Annotated in this window: 17 protein-coding genes, 1 tRNA gene and 1 other RNA gene; 7 read left to right on the forward strand and 12 right to left on the reverse strand. The window is 43.1% G+C overall.

Translation table 11 applies throughout. From position 1 onward, the window contains the following. Positions 1 to 222 precede the first annotated feature (222 nt). Both H7968_RS08465 and H7968_RS08470 read right to left on the reverse strand, forming a co-directional pair. On the reverse strand, positions 223 to 1,683 hold the full coding sequence (locus H7968_RS08465; RefSeq protein ID WP_227395719.1) for a UDP-N-acetylmuramoyl-L-alanyl-D-glutamate--2,6-diaminopimelate ligase: 1,461 nt from the start codon (positions 1,681 to 1,683) through the stop codon (positions 223 to 225). Positions 1,684 to 1,717: 34 nt separating this feature from the next. After that, on the reverse strand, positions 1,718 to 2,767 hold the full coding sequence (locus H7968_RS08470; RefSeq protein WP_227395720.1) for a M42 family metallopeptidase: 1,050 nt from the start codon (positions 2,765 to 2,767) through the stop codon (positions 1,718 to 1,720). A gap of 122 nt (positions 2,768 to 2,889) precedes the next feature. On the opposite strand from H7968_RS08470, the gene H7968_RS08475 reads away from it, so the two are divergent. After that, positions 2,890 to 4,476 (forward strand): two-component system sensor histidine kinase NtrB, encoded by a 1,587-nt coding sequence (locus tag H7968_RS08475; RefSeq protein ID WP_227395721.1) that lies wholly within the window; start codon positions 2,890 to 2,892, stop codon positions 4,474 to 4,476. A 219-nt stretch (positions 4,477 to 4,695) separates the two neighbouring features. On the opposite strand, the gene H7968_RS08480 is transcribed toward H7968_RS08475, so the two are convergent. From H7968_RS08480 to H7968_RS08490, 3 genes are all read right to left on the reverse strand, one after another. Further along, positions 4,696 to 5,436 carry a PepSY domain-containing protein gene (locus H7968_RS08480; RefSeq protein ID WP_227395722.1) on the reverse strand — a complete coding sequence of 247 codons (741 nt, stop codon included), beginning with the start codon at positions 5,434 to 5,436 and terminating at the stop codon, positions 4,696 to 4,698. Positions 5,437 to 5,512: 76 nt separating this feature from the next. Continuing rightward, the gene (locus H7968_RS08485; RefSeq protein WP_227395723.1) at positions 5,513 to 6,862 is read right to left on the reverse strand and encodes a sensor histidine kinase; all 1,350 of its coding nucleotides are present in this window, start codon (positions 6,860 to 6,862) and stop codon (positions 5,513 to 5,515) included. Next, complete coding sequence (locus H7968_RS08490) at positions 6,859 to 7,539, reverse strand: response regulator transcription factor (protein ID WP_227395724.1); 681 nt, start codon at positions 7,537 to 7,539, stop codon at positions 6,859 to 6,861. The genes H7968_RS08485 and H7968_RS08490 overlap by 4 nt, the downstream gene beginning before the upstream one ends. A 116-nt stretch (positions 7,540 to 7,655) precedes the next feature. Between H7968_RS08490 and H7968_RS08495 the strand changes: the two genes are divergently transcribed. The 3 genes from H7968_RS08495 (at position 7,656) to H7968_RS08505 (ending at position 11,240) form a co-directional block, all read left to right on the forward strand. Continuing rightward, a complete protein-coding gene (locus H7968_RS08495; protein WP_227395725.1) occupies positions 7,656 to 8,090 on the forward strand; it encodes an SACOL1771 family peroxiredoxin in 435 nt (144 codons plus the stop codon). Between the two features lie 73 nt (positions 8,091 to 8,163). Beyond that, complete coding sequence (gene aldA, locus H7968_RS08500) at positions 8,164 to 9,609, forward strand: aldehyde dehydrogenase (protein WP_227395726.1); 1,446 nt, start codon at positions 8,164 to 8,166, stop codon at positions 9,607 to 9,609. Positions 9,610 to 9,986: 377 nt separating this feature from the next. Then, positions 9,987 to 11,240, forward strand: coding sequence for a YeeE/YedE family protein (locus tag H7968_RS08505; protein WP_227395727.1), 1,254 nt, complete (start codon positions 9,987 to 9,989; stop codon positions 11,238 to 11,240). 215 nt (positions 11,241 to 11,455) lie between these two features. Here the strand turns inward: H7968_RS08505 and H7968_RS08510 are convergent, their stop codons facing one another. Next, positions 11,456 to 13,309, reverse strand: coding sequence for a sensor domain-containing phosphodiesterase (locus H7968_RS08510; RefSeq protein WP_227395728.1), 1,854 nt, complete (start codon positions 13,307 to 13,309; stop codon positions 11,456 to 11,458). Between the two features lie 196 nt (positions 13,310 to 13,505). Between H7968_RS08510 and kynA the strand changes: the two genes are divergently transcribed. Next, positions 13,506 to 14,324 carry a tryptophan 2,3-dioxygenase gene (gene kynA / locus H7968_RS08515; protein WP_227395729.1) on the forward strand — a complete coding sequence of 273 codons (819 nt, stop codon included), beginning with the start codon at positions 13,506 to 13,508 and terminating at the stop codon, positions 14,322 to 14,324. Between the two features lie 58 nt (positions 14,325 to 14,382). On the opposite strand, the gene ssrS is transcribed toward kynA, so the two are convergent. Continuing rightward, positions 14,383 to 14,580, reverse strand: a non-coding RNA gene (gene ssrS, locus H7968_RS08520) — 6S RNA. Between the two features lie 97 nt (positions 14,581 to 14,677). Here ssrS and H7968_RS08525 point away from each other — a divergent pair. Then, positions 14,678 to 15,949 (forward strand): ATP-binding protein, encoded by a 1,272-nt coding sequence (locus H7968_RS08525; protein WP_227395730.1) that lies wholly within the window; start codon positions 14,678 to 14,680, stop codon positions 15,947 to 15,949. Between the two features lie 37 nt (positions 15,950 to 15,986). Here H7968_RS08525 and H7968_RS08530 read toward each other — a convergent pair whose 3' ends face one another. Continuing rightward, on the reverse strand, positions 15,987 to 17,099 hold the full coding sequence (locus tag H7968_RS08530; RefSeq protein WP_227395731.1) for an NAD(P)/FAD-dependent oxidoreductase: 1,113 nt from the start codon (positions 17,097 to 17,099) through the stop codon (positions 15,987 to 15,989). Positions 17,100 to 17,164: 65 nt separating this feature from the next. Further along, a tRNA-Val gene (locus H7968_RS08535) sits at positions 17,165 to 17,237 on the reverse strand. A gap of 151 nt (positions 17,238 to 17,388) precedes the next feature. Here H7968_RS08535 and H7968_RS08540 point away from each other — a divergent pair. Then, positions 17,389 to 17,616, forward strand: a complete 228-nt coding sequence (locus H7968_RS08540; RefSeq protein ID WP_227395732.1) for a hypothetical protein — start codon at positions 17,389 to 17,391, stop codon at positions 17,614 to 17,616. Positions 17,617 to 17,823: 207 nt separating this feature from the next. Here the strand turns inward: H7968_RS08540 and H7968_RS08545 are convergent, their stop codons facing one another. The 3 genes from H7968_RS08545 to H7968_RS08555 all read right to left on the reverse strand — a co-directional run bounded on the left by H7968_RS08545 (position 17,824) and on the right by H7968_RS08555 (position 21,363). Next, complete coding sequence (locus H7968_RS08545) at positions 17,824 to 19,809, reverse strand: TRAP transporter permease (RefSeq protein WP_227395733.1); 1,986 nt, start codon at positions 19,807 to 19,809, stop codon at positions 17,824 to 17,826. Beyond that, positions 19,796 to 20,323: a DUF1850 domain-containing protein gene (locus H7968_RS08550; protein WP_227395734.1), complete on the reverse strand. Its 528-nt coding sequence runs from the start codon at positions 20,321 to 20,323 to the stop codon at positions 19,796 to 19,798. Before H7968_RS08550 ends, H7968_RS08545 begins: the two co-directional genes overlap by 14 nt. A gap of 71 nt (positions 20,324 to 20,394) precedes the next feature. Beyond that, positions 20,395 to 21,363, reverse strand: coding sequence for a TAXI family TRAP transporter solute-binding subunit (locus H7968_RS08555; RefSeq protein ID WP_227395735.1), 969 nt, complete (start codon positions 21,361 to 21,363; stop codon positions 20,395 to 20,397). Positions 21,364 to 21,385 lie beyond the last annotated feature (22 nt).

Here is a 21,385-nt window from a genome sequence, read left to right on the forward strand (position 1 = left end):
CGGGGCTGGACGAGTCGCCTTCGCTTTTCTGTGGCCGCGCGGTGAGCCAGCTTGCGCTACGCACTGCACTGTCTCACCTGTCGCTCCTCTGCCGTAGGAGTCTGCGGATGTCCCTGACCCTTTTTAAGTCAATAATCATGCGGATGTTTTTTGCAGGTAGTTAAAAGGACCAGATTAGTTTCGGTCCTTTTAATATAAAGTCTACTAAATATATGACTGAATTCAGAAGCGTTCTTTTATGACTTCAAGTGCGATGCCACTGTCACTGTGTGGGTATTTGGTGTTTTCGATAATCTGATAGTCTTCGTGACCCTTTCCTGCGAAGATAATGATATCGTCCGGTTCTGCCTGTTGCATGAGGTGACGGACAGCCTCTCCTCTATCACCGATGCATGCGTATTGATTGTGAGTCATTCCTTTTTCAAGATCGCCTGTGATGCTGTCATAGTCCTCATAGCGCGGGTCATCTGTTGTCAGAACAACGTAATCTGCGAGTGAGGCCATTTCTGCCATAGCCGGCCGCTTGGATTTATCGCGGTTGCCTCCGGTACCAATTAAAAACAGGATCCGGTTTTTCTTAAACGGCATAACCGATTTAATGGCTTTTTCAATGGCATCAGGTGTATGGGCATAGTCAATATAAATTGATAAAGGCGCATCCGTTGGTACCCTCTCCATTCTACCTGAAACCGGGGCAATGGTACGAAGGTGTTCAACCAGCTCACTGACCTTATAGCCTTTTGCATAGAGTGCTGCAATTGCTGCCAGTGTGTTTGAAACGTTAAAGGTTCCAAGAAGCTGTGTTTCAAGCTGATACACGCCGTCTGGAGAATGAAGTGTATATAGCGTACGGTCTGATAAGTACTCTATATTTTCAGCATAAAAGTCAGCAGGTCTCTCCATGCTGTAGCTGATCACATCAAATGGTGTCATTTGGGCATAACGTTCAAACCACTCATCATCAAGATTAAGGACAACTGCTTTATCTTTGGATAAATCCTGCCCCATCTGTGAAAACAGGAGTCCCTTGGCATAGCCGTAATGATCCATCGTCCCGTGGTAATCGAGATGATCATGACTTAGATTTGTGAAGACCGCTACATCAAAGTCAACACCCCAGAGCCGGCCTTCCACCAGACCGTGTGAAGACACTTCAAAAATCATATTTGGAATCCGGTGGTCAATGGCTGTTTGCATCATTCTCTGAGTCGTGAGAAGATCGCTCGTTGTATTTGCACTCTGGTGCAGCTCACCGTCAAGGTTGAAGCCGATTGTCCCAGATAGTGCAGCTTTTTGCCCGGAAGCTTTCAGCAATGCATGGATCAGATTCGTTACGGATGTTTTCCCGTTTGTGCCTGTGACACCAAAGACGGTCATTTTTTCTGAAGGTGACTGAAAGAACCGGTCAGCCAAAATAGCTAGCGTCCGCTCAGTGCTTTTTACAACGATTTGAGTGGCAGCTCCTTCAAGATCCAGCTCCTTTTCAGAAACGATAACTGCTGCTCCATTTTCTGCAGCCTGGCGTGCATAGTCATGTCCATCCACTGTATATCCTTTAATACAGATAAAGACTGAACCTGCAAGCACCTTCCTTGAGTCAGTTTCAAGAGACGTAATTCTTTCAGGCAGCTCTCCAATTTGTTTAATTATCTTTAATGAATGAAAAAGTGTTGTCGTTTTCATAAGTAATCCTCGCTCGTCTTAATATGGTTTCCTGTTATTCAGCCAATTGTGAGAATACATACCGGCTGATCAGTGATTCAGTATGATAAAGGGACTTTTCATGCGTCCGTTCATTTGCGTGGGAAGCATCAACCCCAGCACCGATCAATGCGTGCTTAATATCTGCACCTGAACGGACTGCCGCTGAAGCATCTGAGCCGTAATAGTTATACAAATCAATTTTATAATCAATCTGATGCTCCTCGGCTAATCTGACCAGATGTTTCCTTAGTCCGTAATGGTATGGGCCTGAACTGTCTTTTGCGCAGATTGAAACCGTAAATTCATCTGAAGCCTGTCCATCACCGAGTGCACCCATATCAACCGCCAGATACTCAACGGTCTCAACAGGAATGTTCGAGTTTCCACCGTAACCGATTTCTTCATTGTTCGCAATAATAAAATGGGTTGTATAAGGAAGCGTTTCTTTATTTTCCACAATAGATTCGATGACTTTTAAAAGCATGGCAACACTTGCCTTATCATCAATGTGTCTAGATTTGAAAAATCCGCTTTTGGTGATTTCAGGACGAGGATCAAATGAAACAAAATCCCCCACAGAAATCCCAAGATCCTCTGTATCTTTTTTCGAGTGGACGACTTCATCGAGACGCACTTCAATATTCTGTTCACTTCTTTCAGCCGAACCTGCATCTTTATATGTGTGTACGGATGCCTGATGCATCAGAATCGTTCCTCTGAAGCGATTTCCTGTCGTGGTCTCGACTGAGCAATATTCTCCCTCAACCGCATTCCAGCGAAAGCCGCCGATCATTGAAAGCTTCAGTCTTCCATCTGATTTTATTTCTTTCACCATAGCGCCGAGCGTATCTACGTGCGCCGTCAGCACTCTGTGGAGGGAAGTATCCTCTCCATGAAGCGTCACAATGAGCCCGCCTTTATTAGTGATCCTCGACGGAACATGACGTTCTTTAAGCCATTTTTGTATAAATTGAATAATGTCGTATGTATTGCCGGATGGACTTGGGATTAAGACCAGGTCTTTTAATAAATTCATTGTTTCTTTGGTATTTGGTGTATACATAAGAATCCCCCTGAGTTAGGCTTTTCGCTTATTACTATATTCTAGTATAGTGTACTATAGACAAAATAAAATACAATCTGCACAGGGTGGTCGAATCATCCTGTTTTAAGAGAGGTGAAAAAATGTCTGAAGAGCAATTTATTACAGAAAGAAATAAGAGAATGCTTTTTATATTATGGATCGCTTACGGTCTTCAAGTACTGTCTTTTTTTATAGTTGACCAGCGGATCGAACAATCCCTTCAGCCTCATGGGTTTATCATCATTTCATTCACAACCGCACTCGTCCTGTTGATCAAACAGCCGGTTATTGGGATGTGGATCGTGCTTGGCGGACTATATTTATACATTTTGTACTTCAATCTTAATTACCCGCTATTGGTTAATATACTCTTTTTCTTTTTTGGGATATTGGCGTCGTCGTTTTATTTAAACAGAAAAGTGCTGATGATTTCGAGCAGTCTCTCTTCTGTTTTAATCAGTTATTTTTTCCTGACACATTTCAATGAGATCTCTGAAAGCTTCCGCCGCGCAGATCTGTTATACCTGCTGTTGTTTCTTATTTTACTGACCACGTTTCTTTTGATTTATACATCCTATATTCAGCAGATCCATAAAAGACTCAAGCAGGAAGAAACGCAGGCAAAAAAAGAACTGACCTCCAAAAAAGGCTATCAGAATTTATTGTTTGAGCATGCCCAGGATGCCATCATTGTTTATAACCTTGAGGAGATCATTGTTGAAGTTAACCCTGCATTTGAAAAGATTTACGGATGGGCAAAAGAAGAGGCGATCGGAAAACGCCTGCCGATTGTACCAAAAGAAAGACTGGAGGAAGCATCTGATCGAACACAGCGAATGATGCAGGGAGAAAGCTTCTCGACCTTCAGAACAAAAGATCAGCGGCGCGATGGCTCGCTTGTGGATGTCGAAATTACCTTATCACCGATTTTCGATGACGATGATCAGGTGATTGCCATGTCGGCCATCATTCGTGATGTTTCTTATAAAGTGGAAACCGAAAAGTATATGATCCAATCAGAAAAATTGTCTCTTGCAGGAGAAATTGCGGCAGGTGTTACACATGAGATCAGAAATCCGTTAACCGTCATTTCCGGTTTCCTGCAAATGATGAATGAAGACTCCAATAACCCGTACCCGACCTATACTAAAGTCATGGAAGCAGAAATTCAGCGCATTAATTTGATTATCAGCGAGTTTCTTGTCCTCGCCAAACCTCAGGCAGACATTTATAAACAGGTTTCACTTGAAGAATTGATTTCAACTACGCTGACTCTATTTGAAACAGAGCTCCATCTTAAAAATATTCAGGTTGAACAAACCTGGGATACGTCTCCGGTATTTCTGCACGGAGATGAAAATCAGTTAAAGCAGGTACTGCTCAACATTTTTAAAAATGCAGCTGATGCGATGCCTGCCGGTGGCTATATCAAGATTGAAGTCTTACAGGCCATTTACCGTCAACATCCTGCAATTGAAATCAGCATTACGGATACAGGAACAGGCATGGAACCGGAAGTGCTTCAGAAAATTAAAGATCCGTTTTTTACAACAAAAGAAAATGGAACCGGCCTCGGGTTCGTCATTTCAGACCGGATTATTCACTCCCACGGCGGAGAAATCCGCGTAAAAAGTAAAGTAAACCATGGAACCACGATAAAGATTGTGCTTCCTTTATCTGGCGATTAGCATTTATGAAAGAGCGAGTCATTCATCCTGACACGCTCTTTTGTTTAAGTATTTTCTTTATCTCCCCTTCTGATCTCGAAAAAGCGATTTAACAATTGATACGGGACATTTCGAAGACTCTATGCGGCAGTATTCGACCTATGAGACAGATTGGCTCGACCAAGGAAAGGATGCATCACGGCCCGGTTTTACAGTCACACTAATTGATGCGTTTTAAAATTAATCATCCCATGTGATATTGATGACTTCTCCTGAGATGGCGTTTATCTGGACGGTGGCGTCATCTTCTTCTGTTTCGATTTCAATAAGATAATACGGCACACCGTTGCTCTCCCCTTGCTCAATATCATCAATCTCACCGGCAACAGCTGTCAGCGCGATATTACCCGCCTCGTCAGCTGTTATGATTTTAGCCGGCTCCGGTTCTGCCGGCGGCGCTTCAGACGGTGGAGCCTCCTCAATCGTCTCTCCCTCTGTCGTATCCACTTCGCCCGTTACAGCATTCAGATATAAAATGGTTCTTGTATTTCCTTCCTCAATTGTAGCTTTATATTGAGGACTATCACCTTCATTGAGTAATTCAACGTTTGTGATCTCTCCGCTCTTTTCAGCATTTGCCTTTTCTCTGATCTGCTCTTCAGTCAGCAGCTCTTCGATTGGCTGATCGTCCTGTGCGTTTACAGATACAGGTTCCAGGGAAGCGATGGAGCCATCTTCGCGGTTCAGGCGAAGCTGATATTCACCCGCATTTGTTTTAAAGGTAAAATCAAATAAATCGGCGGTTTCTTCAACCGTTAATACTTCGCTGTTCGGGTAACGTTCATTAATGAGTTCCCTGGCCTCTTCCTCTGTTATGGGAGATGCCGAGGTCATTGACGTCATAAATTGCTGGACGATCACGATAAGGATAACGAGCAGCAGTGCACCTCCTGTCATCCAGATCATTCGCTGTTTTTTCATGCTGTTCACCTCTGACTGTTTAATTACATTCAGTTTATCAGCGGATTATGAGAATTAGATGAGAAGAACATGAGAGTTAGGAAAGAGATATTCTGATGGTTGCCACTGTTCCCATTCCTTCGATACTGTTCAATTCTACATTCAGCCCGAGCGCATCTGACAATTCCTTAGCAAGAGATAAGCCAAGTCCGGATCCCCCTGATTTTCTTGTTCTTGCTTTATCAACCCGGTAAAACCGGTCAAATACTTTTGGCAGATCATCTTTAGGAATACCGATCCCTTTGTCCTGTATGCTGATGTAGCCGCTATCGACGTCAATACCTGAGACAATCTCAATAGAGTCGTCACTGTATTTGTGGGCGTTATCCAGAAATATATAAATGAGCTGCTTTAATTTCTGTTTATCTGCTTCAATTTCCAATCCTTCTTTAATCGTCAGTTTAATTTCCCTTCCGTATGCGTTCGTAAAAGCTTGTACTGATTCTTCCAGGAGCTCTGGAACATAAATGGGCTCCGGAGACAGTTTCCACTGCTCTCCGTGTTTTGCGAGTAACAGCAGCTGCTGCGTCATTTCCTTCATCCTGATGGCTTCTGAATGAATGGCATGGATGGATTCTTCGACAACCTCCCTGTTATCAAGCCCTCTTCTTTTTACCAGATTTGCATAGCTTTCAATGACGGTCAGCGGCGTTTTTAATTCATGTGACGCATTCGCTACAAACTGCTCCTGCTTATCAAAGTTTGTTTCGAGAAGCGACATCATATGGTTAAAAGAGTCACCCATTTCGTATAATTCGTCCCGGGACTTACCTTCCAGGTGAATCCTTTTGAATTCGCCGCTCTGCTGAATAGATTTGATTGTTTTAATCATCGATCGAATCGGGACCGTAATCACATTGCCGAGTAGTCTCCCTGAAATAATAACAGGAATAAAGGCAATCAGCGTCACAGCGATTAACACGTTTCTAAGTATTTGCAGATTGTTTACTGCGTTTTCAAGACTTTCGTAAATTTGCAGATTAGCGATTGATCCATTTGACCAAATGAGAGGGATGGAGACAAACGTATATCGTTGTCCATTCAACTCAATGATTTCAGCCCGCTCCTCTGAATAGAAGACTTCATCTGTATTTCTGAGATCATTTTGTCCGACTGACGTCACAGGGCCGATTGAGGTATTATCCTCCAGAATGATTGAAGCAGCACCGTTTGCAGGAGGATAGGCTCTCAGTATCGCCTGATCCTCTATGACTCCAGCAGAGGATGCTATTCCTGCTGCCGTAGAAGCTGCAGTCGCCTGTGAGGACCGCAGTTCGCTCTGATAAGTCAGTGTACTGAAAGTAAAGTAGACAGCCAGGCTGATCATAACTAATAAAAGGGCAAAAACAGCAGAAGTGTATAGATGAATTTTATTTTGAAGCTTCATTCATTCACCTTCAGTACATATCCTACACCTCTCACTGTATGGATAAGAGGTGTTTCCTCAGGAAGATCTATTTTTTTACGTAAATAGCGGATATAAACGTCCACTACATTTGTATCTCCATAATAGTCATAGCCCCATACAGCATTTAAAATCTGCTCACGGTTCAAAACCTGTCTGACGTTTTTCATTAAATACACAAGCAGATCAAATTCCCGCGGCGTCAGTTCGATTTCTTTGCCTCCTCTGCTTACCTCTCTCGTCTGTTCATCCAGCTTTAGATTCCCTGCAGTCAGGCCGTCAGACACGCTACCCTTTTTAATTCTTAAGGATGCGCGGACGCGGGCCAGGAGTTCTTCAATCTGGAAAGGCTTTGTTACATAATCATTGGCCCCAAGGTCAAGACCCGTTACTTTATCTTCAACTGAATCTTTCGCTGTCAGCAGGATAACAGGGGTTTTATCGTCTCCTGAGCGGATCCTTCTTAACAGTTCGATTCCGGTCATTTCAGGTAGCATGACATCAAGTAAAATTAAATCCCATTGCTCAGAACGGTATTTTTCAAGTCCTTCATAACCTGTGAGCGCTTTTTCTGTTTCATATCCTTCAAATGATAATTCAAGTTCTAATACACGGGCGATTTTCTCTTCATCCTCTACAATTAAAATTCTTTTTTTCATATGATGATCACCTGTTTTTTTCCTCAATTGTAGCACAGCCAAAGCATTTTACACCTATATGACACGGTCTGGTGTTACACTGAAACAAGAATGTCTTTGGTAAAGGAGAATGTTTGATGGCAATCCATTCATTTCATTTAAAAGCAGACTGGCCCGGCGGACGTAACAGTGTCGGGATGATTAAGACTGAAAATCTTCACACAAAAATCTCAATCCCTCCTGAGATGAACGGTCCGGGAGTAGGTACGAATCCCGATGAAATGCTGCTCGGTGCTGCAGCAACATGTTATATTATTACGCTTGCAGCTAAGCTTGAGCGCGGAAAAGTAGAGATCGAAGAAATGTCGTTAACGTCTGAAGGGCTTGTGGAGGTGGATGATTACGGCGTCATAACGTATCGAAAGATCATTCACCGGCCATATGTTAAAGCGGATCAGGCTTCTCATAAAAAAATTATGCGCTATATGGAATCATCGGAGGAAAGCTGTATGATTTCGCGCGCATTAAAAGGCAATGTCACGATTGAATTAGAACCCGTTATAGAGAGCTGAATGTTCTTATAAATGTTTTGTCCTTCCTGTACGTGGAAAACAGAGAGTATTCCACATACAGGAGGATTTTTTTATGCAAAAACATAAGCTTTATATTAACGGTGAATACATGGATTCAACAGGCAACGAATGGATTGACATTATTAACCCGGCAACTGAAGAAGTTATTTCACAAACTCCCAAAAGTACTGAAGAAGATGTTAACAAAGCCATCGAAGCAGCTTTTGAAGCACAGAAGACATGGGAAAAGGTGCCTTCTAATGAACGTGGACAAATTGTCCGTAAACTGGGAGATAAGCTAAAAGAAAAAAGAGAAACCTTCATCTCGCTTTTAATAGAAGAGCAGGGAAAACCGAAGGACCAGGCTACTGACGAAGTCGATACTGCTGTTGAGTACTTCTACTACATGTCTGAATGGGCCAGAAGAATCGAAGGTGAAATTCTTCCAAGTGATCGTCCAAACGAAAATATTATGATTTTCAAAAAACCTATAGGTGTCGTGGCAGGAATCGTACCCTGGAACTTTCCGGTTTTTATTCTTGCCAGAAAGGTTGCAACCGCATTAATTGCAGGCTGTACGATCGTTTTAAAACCGAGTCAGCAGACACCTAATACAGCGGCAGAATTCACAAAAATTGTTGATTCAATGAGTGAAATTCCGAAGGGTGTGTATAATTACGTAACCGGTACAGGTTCAACAGTTGGAAACGTTATGGCATCCCATCCAAAGGTTGGTATTGTGACGATGACAGGCAGCGTTGGCGCAGGTGTAAAAGTAATGGAAGCTGCATCGAAAAATATTACGAAGGTCAATCTCGAGCTTGGAGGTAAAGCACCCGCCATTGTGACAGAAAATGCCGACCTTGATCTTGCAGTTAAGCATATCCTCACATCAAGACTGACGAACTCCGGTCAGGCATGTACGAATGCAGAACGTATTTACGTACAGGAATCCGTTGCTGAAGCATTCACGGCAAAAATGAAGGAAGCCATGGCCAATGCCAAGGCTGGTAATCCAGCAGAAGAATCAGACCTTGACCTCGGACCACTCGTCAGCAAAGACCGACTGGATGAAGTACATGAGATGGTAGAAAAGGCGATTCAAGAAGGTGCCCAAGTGCTGACTGGTGGTAAACCTCTTGACCGTGATAAAGGATTTTTCTATCCCCCGACGCTTTTGACAAATGTAAAACATGATCATTCCATTATTAAGGAAGAAGTATTTGGTCCCGTTCTGCCAATCGTCACTTATAAAACGCTTGATGAGGCGATTGAAATGGGTAACGATACTGACTATGGACTTTCCTCATCCGTTTACACAGAGAACTACCATGAAGCGATGAGAGTCATTAACGGCTTGAAGTTTGGTGAAACATTTGTTAACCGTGAAAACTTTGAAGCCATTCAGGGTTACCATGCGGGGATTAGAAAATCTGGATTAGGCGGTGCAGATGGAAAGCACGGTCTGGAGGATTTCCTGATCACGCATGTTGCTTACATGCAGTATAAAACCGAATAATGTAATCATTACCGCACTGAAGTCATGCCAGTGCGGTAATTTTTTCTCTAAAAAATGGTTTCCCTCTTGTTAAAATGGGAATAGATTACTATTACTTTATTCAGGGAGGTCGTAATCATGGGAGAAGAAAATGTTGTATATACGAAATCAGATATTTTAACAGGTCTGGCAGGCACCGGCGTGATTACTGCAATACTATTATTTCTGACAAATATTTAACAGCTATCATAATACTTATTCATTAACGGTTTCAGCTATCGCAGCTGGAACCGTTTTGCTTTCTAAAAATGAGTTTGGCGGAGCTTAATTCGTTTACAGAATCGCTTTCCCGTGATAAATTTATTCCCGATAAAACCAATTGGAAATGAGGGATTCAAATGACTCAGCAAACACAGGAAATACCTAAGGGCTGGATACCGGGGCGAACAACCGTCGTTACCAATTTGTCACCCATACAGAAACCTCAGGTCATACTTGGCATTATTGCCGCTGTTGCGTTATTCACATGGATTATCACAACGACTAACATGACGCAGGGCGTGCTGTTCATGATCGGATTGGCGCTGGGTCTGACCCTTTTGTACGCACGATTCGGATTCACCTCAGCTTTCAGACGTCTGATGGCTGTTGGAAACGTGCAGGGATTACAGGCACACATGGTGATGCTGGCCGTAGCATCCACACTTTTTGCCATTATCTTAAGTACCGGATTCAGTTTTACCGGAGTTGATCCTCAAGGGTACGTTTCCCCTGTAGGAATCAGTGTTATTTTCGGTTCATTCATATTTGGAATCGGGATGCAGCTTGGTAGCGGCTGTGCATCAGGAACGCTGTACTCAGTTGGAGGCGGTCAGTCCTCCATGCTGCTGACACTAATCAGCTTTATCGCAGGATCTGTTCTCGGTGCCTATCACTTCACCTTTTGGATGGAAGAGACATGGGCATTACCGCCAATTTCACTGGCAGAATCAACAGGTCTTGGATTTTTTGGCGCATGGGCTGTTCAAATGGCGCTGTTTGGTATCATTTATTATGTACTCGTGCTCATCGCACGCAAAAAAAATCCACCTATGATGAAGCCATTACCAACAACGACAGGCCTAAAGAAAGTGTTCAGAGGATCATGGCCGCTGTTAACAGCTGCTATCGTGCTCGCTGTATTAAATGCATTAACATTAACAGTCCGAGGTAACCCATGGGGTATTACTTCCGCATTTGCACTTTGGGGATCAAAAGGACTCGAGGCAGTAGGTGTAGACGTCTCACAGTGGGGCTACTGGCAGGCAAATGCAGCTCAGCTTGCGAACCCGATACTTGCAGATTCAACAAGCGTTATGAACTTCGGGATTATTCTTGGAGCCTTTATCGCCGCAACAGCAACCGGATCTTTCAAACCGGGAAAAATCAAGCCCGGTATCGCAATGAGTTCTATTATTGGCGGTTTACTGATGGGTTACGGCTCACGCCTTGCATTCGGCTGTAACATCGGAGCCTACTTTGGCGGAATCGCCTCATTCAGCCTTCACGGCTGGGTATGGGCAATCATGGCCATGCTCGGAACCGGCCTCGCCCTATTCATCCGGCCACTATTCGGCCTGAAAAACCCAAAACCAAAAGATTCGATCTGTTAATTATCTTGATTATGATTAAAGTGTACTTACTTTAAATCAGAAAAAAATAAGTTCTGTGAAACCTCTCAGAACTCACCAATTTATAAAAAAAGTCAAAAAGGGCCGTAGCGCATCCGAAGACTCCTGTGGCGGAAAGGGTCAGGTGAAACCGATGTGCAGAGCACAGCGGGTTCACCGCCCGGCCACGGAAAGCGTAGGATGCGCTACGGCCCGATTTATTTCCTTCTCGTAATCGAATAAAACGAAGCCCGCTTATAATTATCGATCCAGCCATTAATCTCATCCGGCGGCAAAGGCCTGCTGAGCAGATACCCCTGAAACCTCTTACAGCCAAGCTCGTTCAAAAGCGCCCACTGCTCTATTGTTTCCAACCCTTCAGCAATCACGCTAATATCAAGGTTTTCCGCAAGATCAATGATTGTTTTCACGATGGCCATGCTTTTATGGTTCGTCGTTAACCGCCTTATAAACTCTTTATCAATCTTAATTTCTTTTATCGGATATTCCTGTAAATACACAAAAGCAGAAAACCCTGTGCCAAAATCATCAACTGATAGCTGAATGCCCATGTCATCAAACAGCTTCAACCGTTCAATCACAAGGTCCTCTTCCTCCATTGCCACTGATTCTGTTATTTCCAGACAGAGTCTTTCAGGCGGAATATGATATTGCAACAGCCCTTCATTAATAATGGCAGGAAGCCTTTGATGGAGAAACTGCCTCGGCGATATATTAATCGACATCGTCACCTGATCCATACCGTTATCATGGAATTTTTTCAACTCTTTAATCGACTCTTTTATGACCCACTCACCAAGCGGAATGATAAATCCTGTTGATTCCGCCAGAGGGATAAATACTCCGGGTGGCACCAGACCAATCTCAGGGTGATTCCACCGGATCAGTGATTCAAATCCCGTTATCTCCCCTTCTTCCCCTTCAACCTGAGGCTGAAAATATAAAATAAACTGGTTCAGATCAAGCCCTTTTCTTAAATCCATTTCAATGGCAAAATGATCCTTGCTTGATTCCTTCATCTCTTCCGTAAACCATGTCACAGAGCTCCTGGCCGATCTCATCTTTCCTCTGTTAAGGGCAATCTGAGCACTCTGCAGAAGTTCTTTTGCCGGGTTTTCACCATGAAAGTGGCGGCTGACACCTGCGCTGAATGTTGCGGTCACATCATAGCCGGTTACCAGAAACGGCGGACTCATCAAAAAAAGAATATTTTTCAGCCTGTTTTCCACGTCTGCTTCATCAAGAAACAGCGCAAAATGATCATGGTCTGCCCGTGCAACTGTTTCGTTGCTTTTTAACACCCTGTTAAAACGGCCTGCAATTTCTTTAATAATCTGATCTCCCCCATCGTATCCCAACGCATCAATAATTTGATCCACCTGATCCACCTGGAGATAACATAAGACAGGGTTTTCGGCACGATGAATCGATCCGTTTACTTCGCTGTAAAACAAATTCAAATTTGGCAGTCCAGTCAGCTGATCATAGTAGGCGAGATATTCCAGCTTTTTCTCCATTTCCTGCTGCTGCAGACTGTCCAGAAGAAAACCGACAAGATCTGAAAACGTCCCGGCAAGCGATTCCTCAAGCCTGGTCCAGCTGCGGGCTATAGAGGATTCACAGCAAACCACACCCGCCACACCATTGGCTAAAACGATTGGAGCATCAATCATGGACTGTATATTGCCAGCCTTAGAGAAATAATCAGGATACAATTCCTTCACGCGCTCATCGTTCGATACATCTGAAATCGCGATCACTCTAGTTCCTTTCAAAAGAGTAAAATAGGCAGGAAACTGATGCTTGTGCAATCGCTCTCCACTCGTATGCATCCCATTATGCTGCTGATATACATTAAGGGCAGTTAACGAAGGCTGCTCATCATCAAACAGCCAGACCCCGATCCGCTCACACTGAATCATTTCAGCAATGCCTTCACATAGCTGTTCGATCGTATGCTGTAATTCAACGGAAGAAATTTTCTTTGATTTTGCAAGCTGGAATAGCTTTTGCTGCTGAAGACTAAAGGATGAATTCGAATCTTTGGACATGACGTTCACCTTCTTAATGTAAAATGCTTCATTATGTTCATAAACAAAGCAGAAAGACCCGTTTCTTTTTATATATATAAAACTATTTTACCACACACCTTATAAAAAACAGCCTGTCTGAAAGATTTTTTATTAGCAGGAAGCTTACTCTGATAAAATGAAAGCGTTATCAACTATACAGAGGGAAGTGGATTAAATGAAGCAAGAAAATGCCTATACTGATTTCAAGCATTCGATGACCTATTCTGAGTACTTATCACTCGATCAGGTTCTCGGTGCTCAAAAAAGGTTGTCCAGCCATCACGATGAAATGCTATTTATCGTGATCCATCAGGTGAGCGAGCTCTGGATGAAATTGATTCTGCATGAACTGAGAGCTGCCTGCCAATCGATCGGGACCAATTCTTTTGAAGCAGCCTTTAAACAGCTGGCACGCGTGTCCAAAATCCAGAACCAGATTATTCAGGCCTGGGACGTGCTGGCAACAATGACTCCATCTGAATACATTGAATTTCGGGATACGCTTGGTAAAGCCTCCGGATTCCAATCCTTTCAGTACAGGCAAATCGAGTTTCTGCTCGGACACAAAACACCGCACGTTTTAAAAATCTATGAAAAGGATCAGGAGCTGCTTGAGGTTCTGACGCAAGCCCACAGCACGAAAAGTATTTACGATCTGGCTATTGAAAAACTCGCAGAAGCCGGCTTTACCATTGATCCTCAAGTCCTCTCACGCGATGTCAGACAGTCATATGAATCGAATGAAAGTGTCAAACAGGCATGGATGAATGTGTACAAGAACAAAGAAGCGCACTGGACGCTGTATCAGCTGGCTGAAAAACTCGTAGATATTGAGGACTGCCTTCAGCAGTGGCGTTTCCGTCATATGAAGACAGTGGAACGGATTATTGGTTTTAAAACGGGGACCGGGGGATCGTCAGGTGTAAATTATTTAAAAAGCGTCCTTGAACAATCCTTTTTCCCGGAATTATGGGAATTGAGAACGGAATTATAGCCTAAGCCACACATATCCTGAAAAATAAAAATAGGCTGTCCAAAAAATTGGACAGCCTGCTCAAGCCGCTTTTGCCGTAGTTGAATTAAGAAAGTTTTTAAACCACCACTTCTCAAAGTGGGTGTTCGCAAAAGCCTTCATGTGCGTCCTCCTTGTCAAGATGACAGAGGCATAACAATCCCGCTTTTATTTAAAACTCCCTGTTACAGCTCAAAGGTTAAAACTTACTTAGAACTTACGCACAATGCAGCCTGAATTGAATCATAGCGCAGTTTACTCAAAAGTTCAATTGTTAAGCCTGCATAACAATATGTTATGATACTTGAGACAAATTATGTACTGGAGTTTAAATGATGGATGTTCTAACAAAAGATTTACTCGTCAACTTTTTACTCATGATTTTACCTTTACTGTTTATTCAGATCGTCTATTTTTATTCATACAGACAACGGCTCGAGAGCAGCAAAGAATGGCTCGCTGCACTGTTTCCGGCAGTATCAATTGTTTTGTGTATGCTTTTTCCCTTCTCTGTAAATGAGGGTTTCCTTTGGGATTTAAGAGGCGTTCCTCTCATTCTCGGTGCTTTATACGGCGGTTACCGTATGGCTTTTTTTCTCATTGGTGTCATGCTGATCACACGTATGATGATTGGCGGGGATGGCGTCCTGGTCATTAGTTATACACTGCTTTTAATGTCCATTCTTTTACCCGTTTCCATTAAATTTTTCAAAAACGCACCTCTTCTTGTCAAGGCAATGGTTTCCTGTGGACTGGTCACTGCTTTTGTTTTATCAAATGCGTTTTTGGCTTATCTTCTTTTTGGTGTCCAAATGGATCTTTTCATCTGGGCGGAATATATTTTCATCAATGTCACAGGGATGTTACTAGCCATTATTTTATGGGAAATCATCAGAACCAATTTTGTTATTCTAAATGACCTGATAAAAGCTGAAAAATTAGCTGTTGTCAGTCATTTAGCCGCCAGCATCTCACATGAAGTAAGAAATCCTTTAACAGTCAGTAAAGGGTTTATTCAAATGGCTATTCAGCAGGAAAAAGACCATCCTAAAACCGATGAATACCTTTCTACTGCCTTAAAGGAAATTGATCATGCCAGTGAAATTATTAATGATTATCTGACATTTGCAAAACCTGCTCCGGAACAGCAAAAAGATCTTGTGATTATAGAAGAAATCAATCAGAGTATCAACGTCATGAAGCCACTTGCAAATATGAACAAGGTTGTGATCCACCCGGTACTCAACTTGCCGGCAGATCAGATGGTGAAAACAGAACCCAAAAAATTCAAACAGTGCATGATCAACATTATAAAAAATGCAATTGAAGCCATGCCGGATGGCGGAAACCTTTATATTAGATGCGGAATCGAATCAAACTGTATTGTCATCAGCATACAGGATGAGGGGCTGGGTATGAAAAAAGAAGAACTTAACAGGCTTGGAGAGCCGTATTTTTCAACTAAAAATAAAGGAACAGGACTTGGCCTTATGGTTTCATACAGTATTATCCGCGCACTGAATGGACATATCGATGTATCCAGTGAACCTGGTAAAGGAACGATATTCACAGTAAAGATTCCAGTTGAAAACAATTCACTGCAATAAATAAAGAAAAACCCGTCTAAATTGAACGGGTTTTTCTTTATTTCAACAATACTTCCGGTGAATAAGGTGATAAATCCAGCACCGTTTCCTCTCCAGCTGCAAGTCTTGCCAGCTCCGCCCCTAGAAATGGACCGGATGTCAAGCCTGATGCACCAAGTCCATTCGCAAATAATAAATTTGTTATCCCGGGAAATTCTCCGATCACCGGTAAAAATCCCGGTGTAAAAGGCCGATAGCCAACTCTGCCTTCTACAAATTCAGCCCTGTCAAGAGCTGGAGCAATAGCAGTTGCTTTATCAAATACTTCACGGATGCCCGAAACTGTTAAGCGATCATCCATCGGCACATCATTCTCATGAGTAGCGCCCGCAACCAGCCTGCCCCCTTCAAACGCCAAAAGATACTGATCTCCCGGTGGAATCACAACGGGCCAATCATCTGTCTCATCTTCGATCTGCAAATGAAGAATTTGTGCTTTTTGATAAGTTACATCAATATCAATATTTTCCTCAGCAAACAGTTCTTTTGCCCATGCTCCCGCTGCAACAATTACACAATCAGCCTGAAAAAACTCACCTGAAACCGTTACACCTTTCACACTTCCCTCCTCTATTGCAAGGTCAGCGTGATCATAAATGATGTTTGCTCCTAATTTAGCAGCTGCTGACAGGAGAGAATCTCTTAGCTTCGCCCCATCCACTCTTGCCGCACCTTCAACGAAAAGACCTTCAAATTCACGATTTAAGTATGGAAAATACTTCTGCACTTCTGCTTTACCGATTGGCATCAGTTGTCCGATCTCAGGAGCATTTTCTCTTTTCTCAATAGCGCGATTTAGCATTTTATCTCTTTTTACCGAATCTGCATGCAGGCAGACCGCTCCTGTTTGTCTAAAACCATGATCCTCTTCACCTGCTTTATTCAGCCTGGGAATCAGTTCACGATAATAAGCCGCTCCTTCCTTGACCATCGCATACCACGCTTTATTCCTTCTTTGCGAAAGCCACGGACAAATAATGCCTGCAGCAGCCCCGGTAGCCTGTCCTTTATCTTTTCGGTCAACCACCGTAACTTTAAAACCTTTTTCAGACAAATGATAAGCTGTAGAGGCCCCTAAAATGCCTCCACCAATCACAACCATTCTCTTCATTTATGACAACCTCCGATAAAAATAAAAAAACGCTCATTCCACAGACAGAAGAGCGTTCATCTTAATGATTCCGACTGGTCTCGAACCAGCGACCTCCACCCTGTCAAGGTGGCGCTCTCCCAACTGAGCTACGGAATCATAATATGTAATATTAATCGACAATATTTATAATATCGCCAACATCCCATAATGTCAACGAAAAGTATAATGCCAAGAATATTTTCCCACACACTCATTTCTTGAATAAAGAACAAACGTTCGTATATAATGAACTTAAGGAGGGATTATAATGCAAAATCAATTAAAAAAATGGATGGCTGATGAGACACCTGTTGAAATGATTTATCTCGACCGGACAGGAACATTCACAAGACGTAAAATTGTCATTTATACTGTCGCTGCAAACTCCATACGGGCATACTGCTTCACCAGAAAATCCATCCGCACCTTTCAAATCGACTGCATCCTATCAGCCGCTCCCGCCAAACGAAAAAACCCATACCTGATCAGTTCATAATTAAACCTGTACTATCCAAATTGCTTTTAATATGACTTTACTCTGAGGTCCTGATTCATCCTCAAACTCCTATGTCTGAAAAGCCGAGGTGAAACCAGCCACGGTAAGCGAAGGGTGAGTCCTGACCGAATTAAAGTTACCCGTTCTACCCCACACAATATAAAAAGCCGGGACAACACCGTCCCGGCTTCGCTCAAGATCATATCATCAGGCACTCGCCGTCTGAAGCTTATCCTTATCTTTCCGCTTCCAGACAAACTGGAGCACCAATAAACCAACAAACAACGCGGCACCAAGAATATCCGTAATTCCTTCAGGATACACAAGCATAATACCCGCAGCCAGCGCAAGAATACGCTCAATTGGGTGTACCGGTCTGTACCAGTACCCAATCACAGCCGCTCCAATAGCAGTCATACCCGCCAGTGCTGTTACAACTGAAATTGAGATCTCAAATACATTTGTGTCAATCAATAGTAGCTGAGGAGACAGAACAAACATATACGGGATAATAAATGCCCCTATGGCAAGCTTGGCGGCATTGACCCCGGTTCGTATCGGTTCTCCTCCAGACACCCCTGAGGCCGCAAAAGCAGCAAGTGCTACAGGAGGCGTAATATCAGCCACAATTCCGAAGTAAAATACAAACAGGTGAGCTGCAAGCGGCGGTACATCAAGAAGAATCAGTGCCGGGGCAGCAATCGTTGCTGTAATGACATAGTTGGCAGTAGTAGGTGAACCCATTCCAAGAATGATCGCTGCAAACATGGTAAAGAATAACGTCAATAGCAGAATTCCGCCGGACAGTTCCACAATCCCATTTGCAAGCTTTAATCCCAGACCTGTTCGTGTTACCACTCCTACAATAATACCCGCACATGCAGTCGCAACTGCTACGGATAGTGCGGTTCTTGCCCCGTCAGCCAATCCATCAAAGAACTTTCTGATGTTGATTCGAGTATCTTTACGAATCATACTGACAAGGATCGTAATGACAATTGAATATAGTGCCGCTCGGATAATCGAGTTACCGTCAAGCAGCAGGAAGATAACCGCAAAAATTGGTGTTAACAGATAAATTTTCTTAAGTACAACAGACTTCTTTGGAATCTCACTGTCCGGAAGTCCGGTTAGACCGATTCTTTTTGCTTCAAAGTGAGTAATAATCCAGATGCCTGCAAAATATAACACTGCAGGAATCGCTGCTGCTTTAGCAATTTCCCAATACGTCACGCCTCCGATGAATTCGACCATCAGGAAGGCCGCTGCTCCCATGATTGGGGGCATGAGCTGACCACCTGTTGATGCAGCTGCCTCAACTCCACCGGCAAACTCTTTACGATATCCGAGACGTTTCATCATCGGAATCGTAAAAGACCCAGAAGTAACAACGTTTGCTACAGAACTTCCGCTGATTGTCCCCTGCATGGCACTTGAGAAGATCGCAACCTTCGCAGGGCCTCCAACGGCTTTTCCTGCAAATGCAACAGCCAGATCGTTAAAATACTGACCGATCCCTGTTTTAACGAGGAACGCTCCAAACAGCAGAAACAGGAAGATAAATGTTGCGGATACGTATAACGGTGTTCCGAAAATACCTTCGGATGATATAAATAGGGTATTCACAATTGATTCCAGATCCTGACCGCGGTGACGAAGAAAGCCTGGCATATAAGGTCCAAAATACGCATATCCAATAAATGACATAGCGATAATCATAATTGGTAATCCTACTGCACGTCTAGTGGCTTCAAGCACCAGCAGAATAGCGATCAGACCAGTCCAGAAGTCCATCGGAGATATGGACCCAATCGTATTAACGATTCGATCTTCATTTAATGGATAATAAGCTCCTACCCAAATTGATACAAGGGCAAGCACTCCATCATACCATGCCAGTTTATTGTGACCGATCTTCTTTTTGGATGCGGGAAACAAAAGGAATACCAATGATAACGCAAAACCTAAATGAATAGATAACAAGGTTTGACGCGGAATAGATTGAGTAATTGACGCATATATCTGAAAGACTGAAAAAGCAATTAGGCCAATAAAAACAACCCAGTTCAAAATCCCTTTATATTGTTTCGTCCTGGCATCCGGGTCATATTTAGCCAGTAAATCTTTTTGATCCTGTTCACTGAACTGTTCATTATTTTTATTTTCCAGTTCAGGGTTCTTATGATCTGACATTCATCTTCACTCCTCTCAACACTTCCCATAATGTAAAATCTTCCACTGAAATAGAAATCGCAGTCCCCGGTTCTATATAATCATCCAGAGCGTGTGCATCCTGATTATATCTGAATACATGACTGACCACGACCTGGCTTGTATACAAATTAATTTCAGGAAATAGCCTGTTCATATTTTCAATTCTGTATTTCCCGTCTTCCTGTACAAAGGTTTCTCCTTCAAATAAGGAATTGGATGGCATTCCGATCGCTGTATCTTCATATTCCAGCGCAGTTTGCCTGATCTGGTTATCTTCTGTCATTTCATAATAATCAATGACAGGAGACCGGTGAATAGAATGAGTGTATTCCAGCTGAAAAGCAGCATTTTCATTTACGGGGATATAAGCCAACAATTCGTTTGTCCGCTGATGATGAAAAGCAATAACGTGTTGAAAAGGCAGAAAAAACACTGCCAGGATGATGCCGGAAATGATTATCATTAAAGCCCATTTTATGTTTTTGGTTTTCATCTTCAGTACAACTCCATAAGAATGGGCAAACAGGTCCCCTCGGACCTGTTTGCCATTTTAAAGCTTATTGATTACTGTTCGTCAAAGTAGCGCTGGGCACCAGGATGAACATCAATGCCGATTCCTTCAAGGGCTGTATCAGCTGTAATAAATTCACCTTTAGGGTGAGTGATTGAATCTGTATTTTCGAAAATCGCTTTTGTAATATCATACACGACATCTTCCGAAAGCTCTGAAGATACAGCAAGCATTGCCTGAACGGCTACTGTTGGGACCGCTTCTTCAAGTCCGTAAGTTCCTGAAGCTACCTCATCTACAGAGTAGTATGGATACTCTTCCATTAATGCTTCAGCCATATCAGCTGCGACAGGAACGATGACAACATCAACCTGTGCTGCAAGACCCTCAACGGCACCTGTTGGCGTACCACCTGTAATAAATGCCGCATCAATGGACCCATCCTGAATACCTGTTGTAGAATCATCAAATGAGAGATTCTGTACGTCCATATCCTCAAATGACATGCCGTGTACTTCTAGAATCTGCTCTGCATTCAGACGCGTTCCTGAACCTGATTCACCAACTGAAACTGTTTTGCCTGCTAAATCTTCAACAGACTCAATTCCTGAATCAGCCGTCGTTACGATTTGAATGGTTTCAGGGTATAGCGTTGCAAGTCCCTGGATCGTTTCAATCGGGCCGTCAAACATTTGTGTTCCTTCGACAGCGTATGAAGCAATATCCGTTTGCACGAATGCGATTTCCGCTTCTCCGTCATTGATAAGGGCCATGTTCTCTGCAGATGCATTAGATGTAATGGCTGTTGTATCGATACCGGTTTCATCTTCGATTAGCGAAGCAAATGTTCCTCCAAGTGGATAATACGTTCCACCTGTACCACCAGTTGCGACATTAAGGAATTCCGGCTGATCAGATCCTCCTTCGTCACCGCCACTGCTTTCTTCACCGCCGCACGCAGCAAGAATCATAGACGCAGCAAGAATAGGCGCAACTGTACCAAAAATCTTTTTCTTGTTCATATTGTTTCCCCCTCTTATAAAT

The sequence above is a fragment of the Jeotgalibacillus aurantiacus genome, assembly GCF_020595125.1.
GTDB lineage: Bacteria > Bacillota > Bacilli > Bacillales > Jeotgalibacillaceae > Jeotgalibacillus > Jeotgalibacillus aurantiacus.

What these genes read in the sequence shown, in the direction of transcription:
- aldA (WP_227395726.1), top strand. Translation starts at nt 8,164, where the DNA reads ATGCAAAAACATAAGCTTTATATTAACGGTGAATACATGGATTCAACA.
- H7968_RS08465 (WP_227395719.1), bottom strand. Translation starts at nt 1,683, where the DNA reads ATGAAAACGACAACACTTTTTCATTCATTAAAGATAATTAAACAAATT.
- H7968_RS08470 (WP_227395720.1), bottom strand. Translation starts at nt 2,767, where the DNA reads ATGTATACACCAAATACCAAAGAAACAATGAATTTATTAAAAGACCTG.
- H7968_RS08505 (WP_227395727.1), top strand. Translation starts at nt 9,987, where the DNA reads ATGACTCAGCAAACACAGGAAATACCTAAGGGCTGGATACCGGGGCGA.
- H7968_RS08545 (WP_227395733.1), bottom strand. Translation starts at nt 19,809, where the DNA reads ATGTCAGATCATAAGAACCCTGAACTGGAAAATAAAAATAATGAACAG.
- H7968_RS08495 (WP_227395725.1), top strand. Translation starts at nt 7,656, where the DNA reads ATGGCAATCCATTCATTTCATTTAAAAGCAGACTGGCCCGGCGGACGT.
- H7968_RS08550 (WP_227395734.1), bottom strand. Translation starts at nt 20,323, where the DNA reads ATGAAAACCAAAAACATAAAATGGGCTTTAATGATAATCATTTCCGGC.
- H7968_RS08525 (WP_227395730.1), top strand. Translation starts at nt 14,678, where the DNA reads ATGGATGTTCTAACAAAAGATTTACTCGTCAACTTTTTACTCATGATT.
- H7968_RS08480 (WP_227395722.1), bottom strand. Translation starts at nt 5,436, where the DNA reads ATGAAAAAACAGCGAATGATCTGGATGACAGGAGGTGCACTGCTGCTC.
- H7968_RS08540 (WP_227395732.1), top strand. Translation starts at nt 17,389, where the DNA reads ATGCAAAATCAATTAAAAAAATGGATGGCTGATGAGACACCTGTTGAA.
- H7968_RS08530 (WP_227395731.1), bottom strand. Translation starts at nt 17,099, where the DNA reads ATGAAGAGAATGGTTGTGATTGGTGGAGGCATTTTAGGGGCCTCTACA.
- H7968_RS08485 (WP_227395723.1), bottom strand. Translation starts at nt 6,862, where the DNA reads ATGAAGCTTCAAAATAAAATTCATCTATACACTTCTGCTGTTTTTGCC.
- H7968_RS08510 (WP_227395728.1), bottom strand. Translation starts at nt 13,309, where the DNA reads ATGTCCAAAGATTCGAATTCATCCTTTAGTCTTCAGCAGCAAAAGCTA.
- H7968_RS08475 (WP_227395721.1), top strand. Translation starts at nt 2,890, where the DNA reads ATGTCTGAAGAGCAATTTATTACAGAAAGAAATAAGAGAATGCTTTTT.
- kynA (WP_227395729.1), top strand. Translation starts at nt 13,506, where the DNA reads ATGAAGCAAGAAAATGCCTATACTGATTTCAAGCATTCGATGACCTAT.
- H7968_RS08555 (WP_227395735.1), bottom strand. Translation starts at nt 21,363, where the DNA reads ATGAACAAGAAAAAGATTTTTGGTACAGTTGCGCCTATTCTTGCTGCG.
- H7968_RS08490 (WP_227395724.1), bottom strand. Translation starts at nt 7,539, where the DNA reads ATGAAAAAAAGAATTTTAATTGTAGAGGATGAAGAGAAAATCGCCCGT.